An 11,957-nucleotide genomic window follows, 5' to 3' on the forward strand; every position below is an offset into this window, starting at 1 on the left:
TCGGTAGACCCCGCCGCCGAACACCGGATCGTCGGCCTCGAACACGAGCTCCTCGACCCGGAGCTAGGGCCGGATCGCGCCCAGTGGCTGCTCCAGCAACGTCGGGCGCCAGCCGGGCTGGCGCCCTCACAGCTGCGCCACGCTGCCACTGTGGGTGAGCCCGCCTGCTCGAGTGTCTGTCCGGCGTCGGAGACGCTGAGGTGGCCGTCGACCTCGACCGTGGTGGTCACCGAGGGGTGCCCGAGCAGTCGGCTTACCACCTCCACCTGGTCGAGTCGGAGGGTGGCGGCGTCCTTCGTGCGGCCCCGGACGCCGGCCCGCCGGCCCGTGTCCGCGACGTTCCTACGCCGCGATGCACGCTGCCGCCGACGAGGTCAGTGAAGGCGCGCTCGACGCTCGACGTGCTGGTCACCACGCTTCTGTCGCTCCTCAGCCGATCCTGAATCGTGATGTGGACGAGGCGATGAGCGGCCACGGGTTCGTTCCGGACTGCGAGCGGAAGGGAGCCGGGGGCCGCCGTCCAGTCGGTCACCGCTGTCGTGGCACTGGGTTGGGGCGCCGATCCTTGATCATCACCAACGTGATCAGTAGGCCGGTCGACATGATGCCGGCCGAGACAAGGAATCCGAGTGACCAACCTTGCGTGATTGCATTGCGGGACGGACCCGCGTCCTCGGGCGTCAGGCTCGCGGTGCGGGCGGTGCTGACGGCGGTGAGGACCGCAAGTCCGATCGCCCCGCCGACCTGCTGCCCTGCGTTGAACAAGGCCGCGGCGACGCCGCTGTCCCGGGGTGTGGCAGAGCCGATGGCCGTCGTGGTGAGTGCCACGAAGGCGAGGCCGAGGCCGGATCCGGCGAGGACGGCGGCGGGCAGCAGTGTGCTCAGGTAGGTGCTGTCGGGTGCGATGCGGGACAGGCTCGCGAGCGCGGCGGTGACGAGCAGCGCCGAGGCGACGAGCAGTGATCGCGCGCCGGTGCGGGCGAGGAGCTTGCCCGCGGCGGTCGAGGCGACCGCGATGGCGGCCGTCATCGGTAGGAAGGCCAGTCCGACGGCGACCGGCTCGTAGCCGAGGGTGCCGCCCATGAACAGGCTGAGGAAGTAGAACAGTGCGTAGATCGCGGCGCCGAGGATGAGCCCGACGAGGTTTCCGCCGAGCACCGTCGGGTTGCGGATCAGTGGCAGGGGAACCAGCGCGTGCGGGCGCACGGCCTGCACCCGCGCGAACGCGAGCAGAGCCAGGACCGACAGGACCAGAACGAGCAGCGCCGGTACCGACGTCCAACCCGACTCGGCAGCTTGCACGAGGCCGTAGACGAGTCCGGCGAGCCCGGCGGTGGCGAGCACGCCGCCCGCGAGGTCGAACCGCTCGGTCTGCTCGGGAGAGCTGTCGGGCAGGACGACCCTGGCACTGACCACGGCGATCGCGGCGATCGGAACGTTGACCCAGAACACCCACTCCCACGACAGCGCCTCGGTCAGGATCCCGCCGAGGATCAGCCCGAGGGCGGTGCCGCTGGCGGACACTCCTCCCCACACGCCCAGTGCCAGGTTCCGGTCGCGGCCGGGCGGGAACACCGTCATCAGCAGGGAGAGGGTGGCGGGCGCCAGCACGGCCGCGGCGAGACCCTGTATCACCCGGCCGCCGAACAGCACGACGGCGGTCTCGGCCAGTCCGGCGAGCAGCGATCCGGTGCCGAACACCGTGGCACCGACGATGAACATGCGGCGGCGGCCGACGCGGTCGGCGAGCCGCCCGCCCAGCAGCAGGAATCCTCCGAAGGCAAGCACATACCCGGTGACCACCCAGTGCAGGGCGGTGGGAGCGAGGTCGAGGTCGTCCTGCATGTCGGTGAGCGCGACGTTGACGATCGTCGCGTCCAGCACGATGAGCAGCTGGCTCCCGGCGAGCACCGCGAGTGCGAACCACCGCCGGGTGCTCCTACCGGATGCCGCTACGGGCGGGGCCATCTGTCTCCTTCACGAGTTCGACTCAACAACCGTAGAGTGAACACCGTCTTCGGTCAACGCCTGTAGAGTGAGGGTGATGAGTGGCGATGCGGGTGAGTCGGGGCCTGCGACGAGGGCCGAGCGACGACGACGCAGCGAGACGGTGATCAGAGACGCGGCCGGGGCGCTATTCGCCGAGCACGGCTACGAGCGCACGACCATCCGCGCGGTCGCGGATCGGGCGGGCGTGGATCCCGCGCTGGTCATGCAGAACTTCGGCAGCAAGGAGGCGCTGTTCGCCGCGGCCGCGCGGTGGAGCACTCCGCTCGACGGGCTCGTCGCGGCCGGCCGTACCGAGCTGCCGCAGGCCGCCCTGGAGCACGTTCTCGATACCTTCGAGGATCCCGAGCGGCGTGCGGCGGCGGAGGCGCTGCTGCGGAGCTGCCTCACTCACCCTGCGGCGCAGGCGGTACTGCGCGACCAGGTGATGGGTGCCGCGCAGCAACGGGTTGCCTCCACGATCGGCGGACCGGATGCCGCCCTGCGCGCCGCATTGCTGAATGCGTGCGTGCTGGGACTGACGATCAGCCGCTACCTGGTGGAGGTACCTGCGGTGGCGGATGCCACGGCTACCGACCTCGAACGCGTCCTGCGGCCCGCCCTCGAGCGGCTCGTCGAGCCGACATGAATCGTGCTGAGGAAGGGACTCAAGTCCGTTCGATCGGCGCGGGACACCGTCGATGAAGGTCGATCGATCGCAACGGACACTGAGCTGATGCGCCATGCGGCGGGCTCTCGCCCACCGGGGCGTGCAGCAGGTGGTGGCGGCGCTGTTCTGCAATCTGGCTGCCGGAATTGTCAGCCTCGCGCTGCTGGGCGGTCGGGGCCAGTTGACGCCCTTACATCATCACGAGCGTCGATGGCCGCGCGTGGACGGCCTCGACAGCCGGCGCAGCCTGCTCGCGCTGACCGGCCTGTTGCCGAGGTCGCCTTCGTCCTCGGTCCGCTGATCATCGGCTTTGCCGCAGAGGTGATCGCCGGCCGTCGCGATGGCGGTCGCGGGTACGACCTCGCTGCTGGGCGCTTGGTGGCTGCACGGCGCGCCTGCGTGCGGAGCGGCCGGGTGGAAACTCCTCGTCACCGGGTACGGCCGTGCCCGCATCAGCTCACTGGACACATGAATCCGCACCTCTCGCCCGGTCGCGGAACGCATTTCCAGGCCTGTGCGCGATCGGCGGCGGGTCCTCGACACGAGGAGGTGGTGCAGCCGGGCCGGCCGCACCACCTCTGTCGGGAGTGCTGTGATCAGGTAGCGCGTGCTCGGAAGCGGCGCAGCCGCAGGCTGTTGCCGACGACGAAGACCGAGCTGAACGCCATGGCCGCGCCGGCGATCATCGGGTTGAGCAGGCCGACCGCGGCCAGCGGGATGGCGGCGACGTTGTAGGCGAAGGCCCAGAACAGGTTGGTCTTGATCGTGGTCAGGGTCCGGCGGGAGAGTCGGACCGCGTCGGCGGCGGCGCGTAGGTCGCCGCGGACCAGGGTGATGTCGGAGGCCTCGATGGCGACGTCGGTACCGGTGCCCATGGCCAGCCCGAGATCGGCCCGGGCGAGTGCGGCGGCGTCGTTGACGCCGTCGCCGACCATGGCCACGACCTTGCCCTCGCTCTGCAGACGCTCGATGACCGCCAGCTTGTCGGCCGGCATGACGTCGGCGATCACCGTGTTCGGGCCGGCCGCGATCCCGACCTCGGCGGCCACCGACTCGGCGACGGCCTGGTTGTCGCCGGTCAGTAGCACCGGCGTCAGCCCGAGGCGGCGGAACTCGGCGATCGCCTCGGCGGAGGTGTCCTTGATCGTGTCGGCGACGACGAGCACGGCGCGGGGCTGACCGTCCCAGGCGACGGCGACCGCGGTCCGTCCCTGCGCGGCCTCGGTCGCGGCGGCGTGGGCGAGTGCGCCGGACAGCGGGGTCGACCACTGCTCGAGTAGCCGGGGCCGGCCGACGAGCACGGCGTGGCCGTCGACCACGCCCTGCACGCCGAGGCCTTCGTGGTTGGTGAAGTCCTCGACGCCCGGCAGGTCCCCGGTGCGCTCGGTCGCGCCGTCGGCGATCGCCGCGGCGATGGGGTGCTCGGAGGCCTTCTCCAGAGCCCCGGCCAGCCGCAGCGCGGTGGCCTCGTCGACCCCGTCGGCGGTGTGGACTCCGGCCAGTGCCATCTTGCCGGTGGTCACAGTGCCGGTCTTGTCCAGCACGACGGTGTCCACCCGGCGGGTGGACTCCAGCACCTCCGGGCCCTTGATCAGGATGCCCATCTGGGCGCCGCGCCCGGTGCCCACCAGCAACGCGGTGGGCGTGGCCAGGCCCAGCGCACACGGGCAGGCGATGATCAGGACGGCGACAGCGGCGGTGAACGCGGCCGTCGCGCCGACACCGGCGCCGAGCCAGAAGCCCAGCGTCACCACGGCGACGACGATCACGACGGGCACGAACACCCCGGAGATGCGGTCGGCGAGGCGCTGCACGGCAGCCTTGCCGTTCTGGGCGTCCTCGACCAGCCTTGCCATCTGCGCGAGCTGGGTGTCGGAGCCGACCCGGGTGGCCCGCACGACCAGCCGCCCACCGGCGTTGACGGTGGCCCCGGCGACGAGGTCGCCGACCGCGACCTCGACCGGCACGGACTCCCCGGTCAGCATGGACGCGTCGACCGCGGAGCGTCCTTCGACGACCTCGCCGTCGGTGGCGATCTTCTCGCCGGGCTTGACGACGAAGCGGTCACCGACCGCGAGCTCGGAGGTCGGGATGCGCTTCTCGACGGTGCGCCCGTCCTCGTCGCGCAGGACCGTGACGTCCTTCGCGCCGAGTTCGAGAAGCGCGCGCAGCGCGGCGCCGGCGCGGCGCTTGGAGCGCATCTCGAAGTAGCGCCCGGCCAGGACGAAGGTGATGACGCCGGCCACGACCTCGAGGTAGATGTTCCCGGCGCCGTCGGTCGGGGAGACCGACAGGGTGAAGGGGTGGGTCATGCCAGGGATCCCGGCGGTGCCGAAGAACAGGGCGTAGACCGACCAGGCCATCGCCGCGGTGGTCCCCATGGAGATCAGCGTGTCCATGGTGGCGGCGCCGTGGCGCAGGTTCGTCCAGGCCGCCCGGTGGAACATCGCACCCGCCCAGGCCCAGACCGGGACGGTGAGAACCAGCGACAACCACTGCCAGTTCACGAACTGCAGGGCCGGCGCCATCGCCATGGCGATGACCGGCACCGCGAGCACGGCGGAGACCACCAGCCGGTGCCGCAGGCTGCGCAGCGCCTCGTTCTCCCCGCCACCGGCATCGCCATCGGCATCGGCGGCCGGATCGGTCGGCAGCGTGGCCGTGTAGCCGGCGGCGGCGACGGCCGCGACCAGCCGGTCGGCGTCGACCCCGGTCGGGGCCGAGACCTTGGCCTTCTCGGTGGCGTAGTTGACGGTGGCGGTGACGCCGTCGAGCTTGTTGAGCTTGCGCTCGACCCGGTTCGCGCAGGAGGCACACGTCATGCCACCGATCGCGAACTCGATCTCCTGGACGTCCTGGCCGGGCTGCGGCAGTGTCGCGGTCACTGGTGTCCCCCCTCACTGTCCGCGGGTGAGTTGATGTCCGCGATGACAGGAGCGCTGTAGCCGCCCGCGTGACCGGCGGCGCCGCTGGGAGCGGGCTGCAGGTGTGCGGTCGGGACATCGACAGCGGATCCGGTCGCAAAGGCTCCTGCGCCGAGCAGGACAGCGACCGCACCGTAGGCAGAAAGTCGCGCGACGGTATTCATGGATCGTTCCCTCTTGTTCGGACCCGATCCGGGTGGACGTCGGTGGCGCCGCTGGGCAGCGCGTGCCTCGGTGACCCGTACCGGGTAGGTGGTCAGGTCGTGATCAGGAGTCGGATACGACCTGGTAGCCGGCCTCGGTGACTGCGGCGCGCACGGAGTCAGGGGAGACCTCGCCCTCGCCGGTGACGGTGACCGCGCCGGTCGGCAGATCCACGGCCACATCGGTCACGCCGACGATCTCACTGATCTCCTCGGTGACCGAGGCGACGCAGTGGCCGCAGGTCATGCCGGTGACGGTGTAGGTGGCGCTACTCATGGCTCGGATACCTCTCTCGTGACGGCCGCGGCGCAGGCCGCGGTTGGCTTCGGCGCCCGGGGCGGTGATGCCACACCCTGCGCCGGGTCTGTGAAGGGCGGGTCAGGACCGGACCAGGCGCGCAATGGCCGCGCTGGCCTCCTCGATCTTCTCCTCGGCGACCGCCCCGCCCTCGGCGGCGGCGTCGGTGACGCAGTGCTTGAGGTGCTCGTCGAGCAGGCCCAGCGCGACGGCCTCGAGTGCCTTGTTGACCGCGGAGACCTGGGTGAGGATGTCGATGCAGTACTTGTCCGACTCGATCATCTTGCTGATCCCGCGGACCTGCCCCTCGATCCGGCGCATCCGCTTGACGTGCGCGTCCTTGTTGTCGGCGTAACCGTGCTGCATCGCCTACCTCCTCGTGTCACTCACACTGTACCCCTAGGGGGTACCCGCATCAAGGTGGTCAAGTGTCCGGCCCAGCTGTGTCGGGTTACGGTCAGCGTGGCCTCGGGCGCGGCGCGGGTGGCCCCACCCGCTGGTCCCACGCCGCGAGTACCGGCAACGCCGACGGGTAAGACCACGACAGTGTGACTTGCACAGATGCTGTGCCCCGGTAGGGTACGCGCCTATTGCGGCTGATCAGGGGGTGCGAGGTGGAGTCATTTGTGCCGCTGGCGGTCCTTGCGGGCGCAGTCGTCCTGGTCGTGTCAGCAGTCGTTGGAATGTCTCAAATGGTCTCAGTCGGGCCCGTCCTGAAGGGCCGCCTGCCACATCTGGGGGGCCTGCCGCCGGTGGAGCATGCGGTCTCGCGCTTTCACGTCCGCTGGTACGCGGTGACGATGATTTTCTTGGCCTTCGACATGGAGATGATCTTCATGTACCCGTGGGCCGTCGTCGTCGCGACGATGGGGACGGCGGCGGTCGTCGAGATGTTCCTGTTTCTCGCGATCCTGCTCGCTGGCGTCGTCTACGCGTGGCGCGAGGGGGCCCTGCGATGGACCTGACTGCCGTCCTGCTGAGGTTCGCGGCTGAGGTGCCGCACGTCCTGCTCGTTGCGGTGCCCGGTCGCCCCGGGCTGCGCATGGATACCGAACTCCTGATCAGGCGGCGCGGGTGGCCGGAGGCGACGAGCCCAGCTGAGGCCGATGTGCTGCTCGTCGCCGGGCATCCGGGACCTGAGCTGGGTGAGGTCGTCGAGAGTCTCTGGCGGGGGATCCCCGCACCACGGGTTCGGCTCGACCTCGACGACGACGCTACGACCGCGCACCTCGAGCGGCTGCTCGATCGGCTCCCCGCACGGCTGGCGGATGTTCGACTCGCTCGCGAGGAAGCCATAGCTGCCGCTGCCGTCTCCGACGTGGCGGACGAATCACACGCCGACCCCGCGCAGCACGGCGAGCACGGCGAGCACGGCGAGCACGGCGAGCACGGCGAGCACGGCGAGCACGGCGAGCACGGCGAGCACGGCGAGCACGGCGAGGATACGCACGCAGCTGGTCACGAAGCCCACCTCGACGAGCACGCAGGCCATGCCGGCGACGGTGAGCCGCCCGACCAGGGCGGGGATACCGCTCATGGCCGGCACGAGCACCACGAACACGATCACGCCGAGCACGCGGACAGCGGCTCCGGCCACGAGCCCGCCTCGGGCCACGCCGGCGACCACCAGCATCACCACATGGACATGCCGCTGCCCGGGGGCCTGGCCATGGCCGACGTCGCGGAGGATCGTGACGGTCTGGCACTCGACGTGCTCCATCTGCCGCTCGGTCCGGTGCTCCCCGACTGGCCGGCCGGCCTGGTCGTCGACGTCGAGTTGCAGGGCGACGTGATCTCCTCGGCCGAGGCCCGCGTCCTCGACGCCGCCGAGCTGCGCCCCTCGGCGCCGGTCGCTGCGGCGGTACGTGACCTCGATGTGGTCGCCCGCGTCCTCGCCGTCGCCGGTTGGCCGGGCCCGGCCGCCCGGGCACGCGACCTCCGTGACCGTGCCCGGGCCGGTGAACCGGCCGACGGCCTCTCTGGGCTGCTGCGCCTGGTCCGGCGGTCTCGCGTACTGCGGCTGATGCTGCGCAGGGTGGAATCCGGTGATGGCGTGGACGTGGCCGAGCTGCTCGAGCGTCGGCTCGCCCGGATCGAGGCGCACGCCGCGGGACGGACGATCGGGGAGCCGGAGCGTCCGGTCCTCGCCGAGCTCAGCGGGCGTCTCGCGGGAGCGGAGTTCACCGCCGCCCGGCTGCTGGTCGCGGCACTCGATCCCGACGTCGACGGCGCAGCGACCCCCGCCGGCCTCCGCGACCGGGAGCCGGGCGAACGATGAGTGCCGCGACGCTGCTGCTCCCGGCCCTGATGATCGCCGCCGTCTGGTTCCTCGCCGCACTCGACGGCGCCCTGGCGGGCCGGGCCGCCGGGCGACCCGTCGGGCCCGCCGCGGCCGCCGTCGAACCGGTCCGCGCCACGGCGCGGCTGCTGGTCGGCCAGCGCCGCAGCACGCTCGCCGCCGACGGGTTGCTGCGGTGGGCGGGGATCGCCTCGTTGATCGTCGCCGCGGTGCTGGCGGCTGCGGTCGTCCCGCTCGGTGAGCGTCCGTTGGTCGACCTGTCGGTCGGCGTCGTCTGGTTCAACGCGATGGAGGTCGTCGCGTGGGCGGCGGTGTGGCTGGTCGGGTGGGGCCCCAACGGGGCGTTGTCACTGGTCGGCGGGTACCGGTTCGTCGCCCAGGGGCTGTCCTACGAGCTCCCGCACATGTTCGCGATCATCACCGCGGCCCTGGCCGCGGGCAGCCTGCGGATCACCGACATCGTCGACGCCCAAGCCGGCCTGTGGTTCGTCGTCCTGATGCCGGCGGCGTTCGTGGTCTATCTGCTCAGTGCTGCGGCGATGGCGTTCTGGGGGCCGTTCGACGCTCCGGTGGCCCGCGACACCGCCGGGGGCGCGGCGGCGGAGCTGTCCGGTGTGGACCGGTTGCTGTTCGCGGCCGGGCGGCGGCTGTTGCTCGTGGCCGCCGCGGCGATGGCGGTCCCGTTGTTCCTCGGTGGCGGCCACGGGCCGTGGCTGCCCGCCTGGGCATGGGTGGGACTCAAGACCGCCGCGGTGCTGGCGGTGTTGGTCTGGCTGCGCCACCGGCTTCCGACGATCCGGATGGACCGCTGGGCGGAGATCTCCTGGGTCGTGCTGGTGCCGCTGACGATCGTGCAGGCGCTGGTGGTCGCACTCGTCGTGCTGGCCCGGGCAGGGATGTAGATGGTTCTGGCCGTGTTCTGCGTGCTGAGCCTGCTGGCGCTCTCCTCCGGCGTGCTGGTGTTCGTCGTCGACTCGATGGCGCGGGCGACGTTCTGCCTGCTGGTGTCGTTCCTCGCGGTCGCCGCGATGGTGCTGATGACCGGGCTGGCCTACCTCGGCGTCGTCATCATCCTGATGATGATCATCGAGATGGTGATCATGGCGGTGTTCATGGTCATGTTCATGATGAACCCGGCCGGGTTGATGCCGATGTCGATGTTCCACAACACCCGCGGCGCGGCCGTCATCTCGGGCCTGGTGTTCACCGGGCTGGCCGCGGGGATCCTCGTCGTGGACTGGCCGCAGCGCCGAGGTGCGCCTGCGCCGGATCCGACCGTCGCGCTGGGCGAGGCGCTGATGGGCGGCCACATGCTGACGATGATGACCCTCGGCGTGACGCTGTTCGCCACCATCGTGGCCACCGTGGTCCTGTCCACCGGGCGTGGTCGCTACGACCGGCTCGGCGACGACCTGGACGCCGAGCGGGCCGACGACCCGACCGGCGGGGGTGTCGGCCGGTGATCCTCGAGGCGTTCCTGCTGGTGGCCGCCGCACTGTTCTGTATCGGGCTGTTCGGCGCGCTGACCCAGCAGTCGGTCGTGATGCTGATGATGGGCCTGGAGCTGATGATCAACGGGATCATCCTGGCCGCGGCCGCGTTCTGGTATTTCCTCGCCTCGGCCGCCTCTGATGGTCAGGTGATCGTGGTGGCGGTGGTGACCGCGATGGCGATCGAGATGGCGATGGGGTTCGCCGTGGTCACCGCGATCTACCGGGCCCAGCGGATCGACATGACCGACTCGGCCACCGAGCTGGAGGGCTGAGCGGTGCTGCTCGCGGTGCTCATCGGCCTCCCGGCCGTCGCCGGCGCGGTGCTGCTGCTGGCCCACCCGGCCCGCGGCGCGACCGCGGCCGGTGTCGCCACGGCGGCAGCCACCCTGGCCCTCGCCGTGGCCGCCGCGGCGACGCGGCCCGCGTCCGAGGTGTCGTTGCTGGCCGGTATTCGGGCCGGGTTCGCCGTCGACGGGCTCTCGGCGGTACTGGTCGTCCTGGTCGCCGCGGTGCTGCTGGCCGCGCTGGTCGTCGCTGCTGCCGAGCAGGGCCTGCGGACCGGCCGGTTCCACGGCCTGATGCTGGTCTTCGCAGCCGCGATGCTGGTCACCGTCACCGCCACGACGCTGCCAGCGCTGCTGATGGCCTGGGAGGTGATGGGCGCGACGAGCTGGGCGCTGATCGGCTACCGGCTCGACGACCGGGTGGCCGCCCGCGCCGGCACGGTCGCGTTCCTGACCACACGGGCCGCCGACCTGGGCCTCTACGTCGCGGCCGGGGCGATGCTCGCCGGCGGCGCGGGCGCAATGGCGCTGACGGATCTGGCCGGGCTCGACGGCGTCTGGGGCGACGTCGCGGTCGCCGGTGTCGTCGTCGCCGCGCTGGGGAAATCCGCGCAGCTGCCGTTCAGTTTCTGGCTGTCCGGGGCGATGCACGGACCCAGCCCGACCTCCGCGCTGCTGCACTCCGCGACGATGGTCGCCGCCGGTGGCTACCTGCTGCTGCGGATCGCCCCATCCCTGGAAGCGGCCGGCTGGGCGGCCCCGCTCGTGGCGTGGATCGGGGTGGCGACCGCGCTGCTGCTCGGCCTGGTCGCCGCGGTCCAGGACGATCTCAAGCAGCTGCTCGCCGCGTCCACCTGCTCGCAGATCGGGTTCATCGTGCTGGCCGCCGGGACCGCCGCGACGCAGGCCGGGGCGCTGCAGACCGTGGCGCACGCCGCGGCGAAGAGCCTGCTGTTCCTGGTCGCCGGCCTGTGGCTGGCCACACTCGGCAGCCGTAGCCTGACCGGCGGGCTGCGCGGGGCCGCGCGGCGGCACCCGGTGGTCGGGGCCGCATTCACGGTCGGTGCGCTCGCGCTGGCCGGGCTGCCGCCGTTCGGGCTCTGGGTCGGCAAGGACGCCGTGCTGGCCGCCGCCCTGGGCTCCTCACCCGCGCTGTACCTGGTCGGACTGGTCGCCGGGTGGACCGCGGCGTTCTACAGCGGACGCGCGCTGTGGTTCGCCTGGCAACCCGCCGACCTCCCGGCCACCGGTGCTGCTCCGGTCCGGATACCGCTCCCGGCGGTGACCACGACGGTCGTGCTCGCCCTCGCCGCCGCGGGGGCCGGAATCCTGGCACTGGGCCCGGTGCGGCCGGACCCGGCTCCACAGGTCTGGGAGCTCGTGCTGTCCGGCGTCCTGGCCGGTGCCGGCGTGCTGCTGGTGTGGCGGTTCGGTCAGCGCGTCCCGACGCCAGGCCTGCTGGACCGGTGGCTCGGCCTCGAGGCGTTCGCGCTCCGCTACGTCGTCGGCCCGGTCGTGACCTTGGGAGCAGCTCTGGCCGTGGTCGACGACCGCGTGCTCGCCCGTGTCCCGGCGGGCGCGGCGAGTGCCACCTCGCGGCTGGCCGCGGTCGTGGCCGGGCACGGTGAGCGCGGCGTCGACCGGGCCGTAGCCGGGCTCGCCGACGGCGCCCGCGCGCTCGGCCGGGCCGCCCGTCGTCCGCAGACCGGGCAGATCCACCAGTACTACGCGCAGGCCTCGGTCGGGTTCGCCCTGCTCGCGGCGCTGGCCGTCCTCGTGATCGTCGTGAGGTGACCCCGG

Annotated in this window: 13 protein-coding genes; 8 read left to right on the forward strand and 5 right to left on the reverse strand. The window is 71.8% G+C overall.

Translation table 11 applies throughout. The annotated features are described in order from the left end of the window. Window positions 1-528 precede the first annotated feature (528 nt). Window positions 529-1,968: an MFS transporter gene (locus JOF36_RS34400; protein WP_210036461.1), complete on the reverse strand. Its 1,440-nt coding sequence runs from the start codon at window positions 1,966-1,968 to the stop codon at window positions 529-531. 76 nt (window positions 1,969-2,044) lie between these two features. Between JOF36_RS34400 and JOF36_RS34405 the strand changes: the two genes are divergently transcribed. After that, window positions 2,045-2,635 carry a TetR/AcrR family transcriptional regulator gene (locus JOF36_RS34405; protein ID WP_210036462.1) on the forward strand — a complete coding sequence of 197 codons (591 nt, stop codon included), beginning with the start codon at window positions 2,045-2,047 and terminating at the stop codon, window positions 2,633-2,635. Window positions 2,636-2,756: 121 nt separating this feature from the next. After that, a complete protein-coding gene (locus JOF36_RS34410) occupies window positions 2,757-2,957 on the forward strand; it encodes a hypothetical protein (protein WP_210036463.1) in 201 nt (66 codons plus the stop codon). Window positions 2,958-3,252: 295 nt separating this feature from the next. On the opposite strand, the gene JOF36_RS34415 is transcribed toward JOF36_RS34410, so the two are convergent. The 3 genes from JOF36_RS34415 to JOF36_RS34425 form a co-directional block, all read right to left on the reverse strand. Then, window positions 3,253-5,478 (reverse strand): heavy metal translocating P-type ATPase, encoded by a 2,226-nt coding sequence (locus JOF36_RS34415; RefSeq protein ID WP_245353146.1) that lies wholly within the window; start codon window positions 5,476-5,478, stop codon window positions 3,253-3,255. Window positions 5,479-5,847: 369 nt separating this feature from the next. Beyond that, window positions 5,848-6,060, reverse strand: coding sequence for a heavy-metal-associated domain-containing protein (locus JOF36_RS34420; protein ID WP_085916792.1), 213 nt, complete (start codon window positions 6,058-6,060; stop codon window positions 5,848-5,850). 102 nt (window positions 6,061-6,162) lie between these two features. Further along, window positions 6,163-6,447 carry a metal-sensitive transcriptional regulator gene (locus JOF36_RS34425; RefSeq protein WP_085916793.1) on the reverse strand — a complete coding sequence of 95 codons (285 nt, stop codon included), beginning with the start codon at window positions 6,445-6,447 and terminating at the stop codon, window positions 6,163-6,165. Window positions 6,448-6,764: 317 nt separating this feature from the next. Here JOF36_RS34425 and JOF36_RS34430 point away from each other — a divergent pair, with 317 nt between their 5' ends. Beyond that, window positions 6,765-7,046 carry an NADH-quinone oxidoreductase subunit A gene (locus JOF36_RS34430; RefSeq protein WP_093357467.1) on the forward strand — a complete coding sequence of 94 codons (282 nt, stop codon included), beginning with the start codon at window positions 6,765-6,767 and terminating at the stop codon, window positions 7,044-7,046. 365 nt (window positions 7,047-7,411) lie between these two features. Here JOF36_RS34430 and JOF36_RS34435 read toward each other — a convergent pair whose 3' ends face one another. Next, window positions 7,412-7,714 carry a hypothetical protein gene (locus tag JOF36_RS34435; protein WP_210036465.1) on the reverse strand — a complete coding sequence of 101 codons (303 nt, stop codon included), beginning with the start codon at window positions 7,712-7,714 and terminating at the stop codon, window positions 7,412-7,414. A 6-nt stretch (window positions 7,715-7,720) separates the two neighbouring features. On the opposite strand from JOF36_RS34435, the gene JOF36_RS34440 reads away from it, so the two are divergent. From JOF36_RS34440 to JOF36_RS34460, 5 genes are read left to right on the forward strand one after another with little or no spacing between them, the layout of a single operon-like run. Further along, entirely contained in the window at window positions 7,721-8,359 is a 639-nt protein-coding gene (locus JOF36_RS34440) for a hypothetical protein (protein WP_210036466.1), read from the forward strand. Then, on the forward strand, window positions 8,356-9,282 hold the full coding sequence (locus JOF36_RS34445) for a complex I subunit 1 family protein (RefSeq protein ID WP_210036467.1): 927 nt from the start codon (window positions 8,356-8,358) through the stop codon (window positions 9,280-9,282). The genes JOF36_RS34440 and JOF36_RS34445 overlap by 4 nt, the downstream gene beginning before the upstream one ends. Continuing rightward, complete coding sequence (locus JOF36_RS34450; protein ID WP_085916727.1) at window positions 9,283-9,843, forward strand: NADH-quinone oxidoreductase subunit J; 561 nt, start codon at window positions 9,283-9,285, stop codon at window positions 9,841-9,843. After that, window positions 9,840-10,145, forward strand: a complete 306-nt coding sequence (gene nuoK / locus JOF36_RS34455) for an NADH-quinone oxidoreductase subunit NuoK (protein ID WP_210036468.1) — start codon at window positions 9,840-9,842, stop codon at window positions 10,143-10,145. The genes JOF36_RS34450 and nuoK overlap by 4 nt, the downstream gene beginning before the upstream one ends. A gap of 3 nt (window positions 10,146-10,148) precedes the next feature. Then, window positions 10,149-11,951, forward strand: a complete 1,803-nt coding sequence (locus JOF36_RS34460; protein ID WP_307862778.1) for a proton-conducting transporter transmembrane domain-containing protein — start codon at window positions 10,149-10,151, stop codon at window positions 11,949-11,951. Window positions 11,952-11,957 lie beyond the last annotated feature (6 nt).

The organism is Pseudonocardia parietis (assembly GCF_017876315.1).
Taxonomy (GTDB): Bacteria; Actinomycetota; Actinomycetes; order Mycobacteriales; family Pseudonocardiaceae; genus Pseudonocardia; species Pseudonocardia parietis.

Excerpts from the sequence above, each read along its gene's own strand:
- JOF36_RS34400 (WP_210036461.1), bottom strand. The coding sequence starts at position 1,968 with ATGGCCCCGCCCGTAGCGGCATCCGGTAGGAGCACCCGGCGGTGGTTC.
- JOF36_RS34405 (WP_210036462.1), top strand. The coding sequence starts at position 2,045 with ATGAGTGGCGATGCGGGTGAGTCGGGGCCTGCGACGAGGGCCGAGCGA.
- JOF36_RS34415 (WP_245353146.1), bottom strand. The coding sequence starts at position 5,478 with ATGACGTGTGCCTCCTGCGCGAACCGGGTCGAGCGCAAGCTCAACAAG.
- JOF36_RS34420 (WP_085916792.1), bottom strand. The coding sequence starts at position 6,060 with ATGAGTAGCGCCACCTACACCGTCACCGGCATGACCTGCGGCCACTGC.
- JOF36_RS34425 (WP_085916793.1), bottom strand. The coding sequence starts at position 6,447 with ATGCAGCACGGTTACGCCGACAACAAGGACGCGCACGTCAAGCGGATG.
- JOF36_RS34430 (WP_093357467.1), top strand. The coding sequence starts at position 6,765 with ATGTCTCAAATGGTCTCAGTCGGGCCCGTCCTGAAGGGCCGCCTGCCA.
- JOF36_RS34435 (WP_210036465.1), bottom strand. The coding sequence starts at position 7,714 with ATGCTGGTGGTCGCCGGCGTGGCCCGAGGCGGGCTCGTGGCCGGAGCC.
- JOF36_RS34440 (WP_210036466.1), top strand. The coding sequence starts at position 7,721 with ATGGACATGCCGCTGCCCGGGGGCCTGGCCATGGCCGACGTCGCGGAG.
- JOF36_RS34445 (WP_210036467.1), top strand. The coding sequence starts at position 8,356 with ATGAGTGCCGCGACGCTGCTGCTCCCGGCCCTGATGATCGCCGCCGTC.
- JOF36_RS34450 (WP_085916727.1), top strand. The coding sequence starts at position 9,283 with ATGGTTCTGGCCGTGTTCTGCGTGCTGAGCCTGCTGGCGCTCTCCTCC.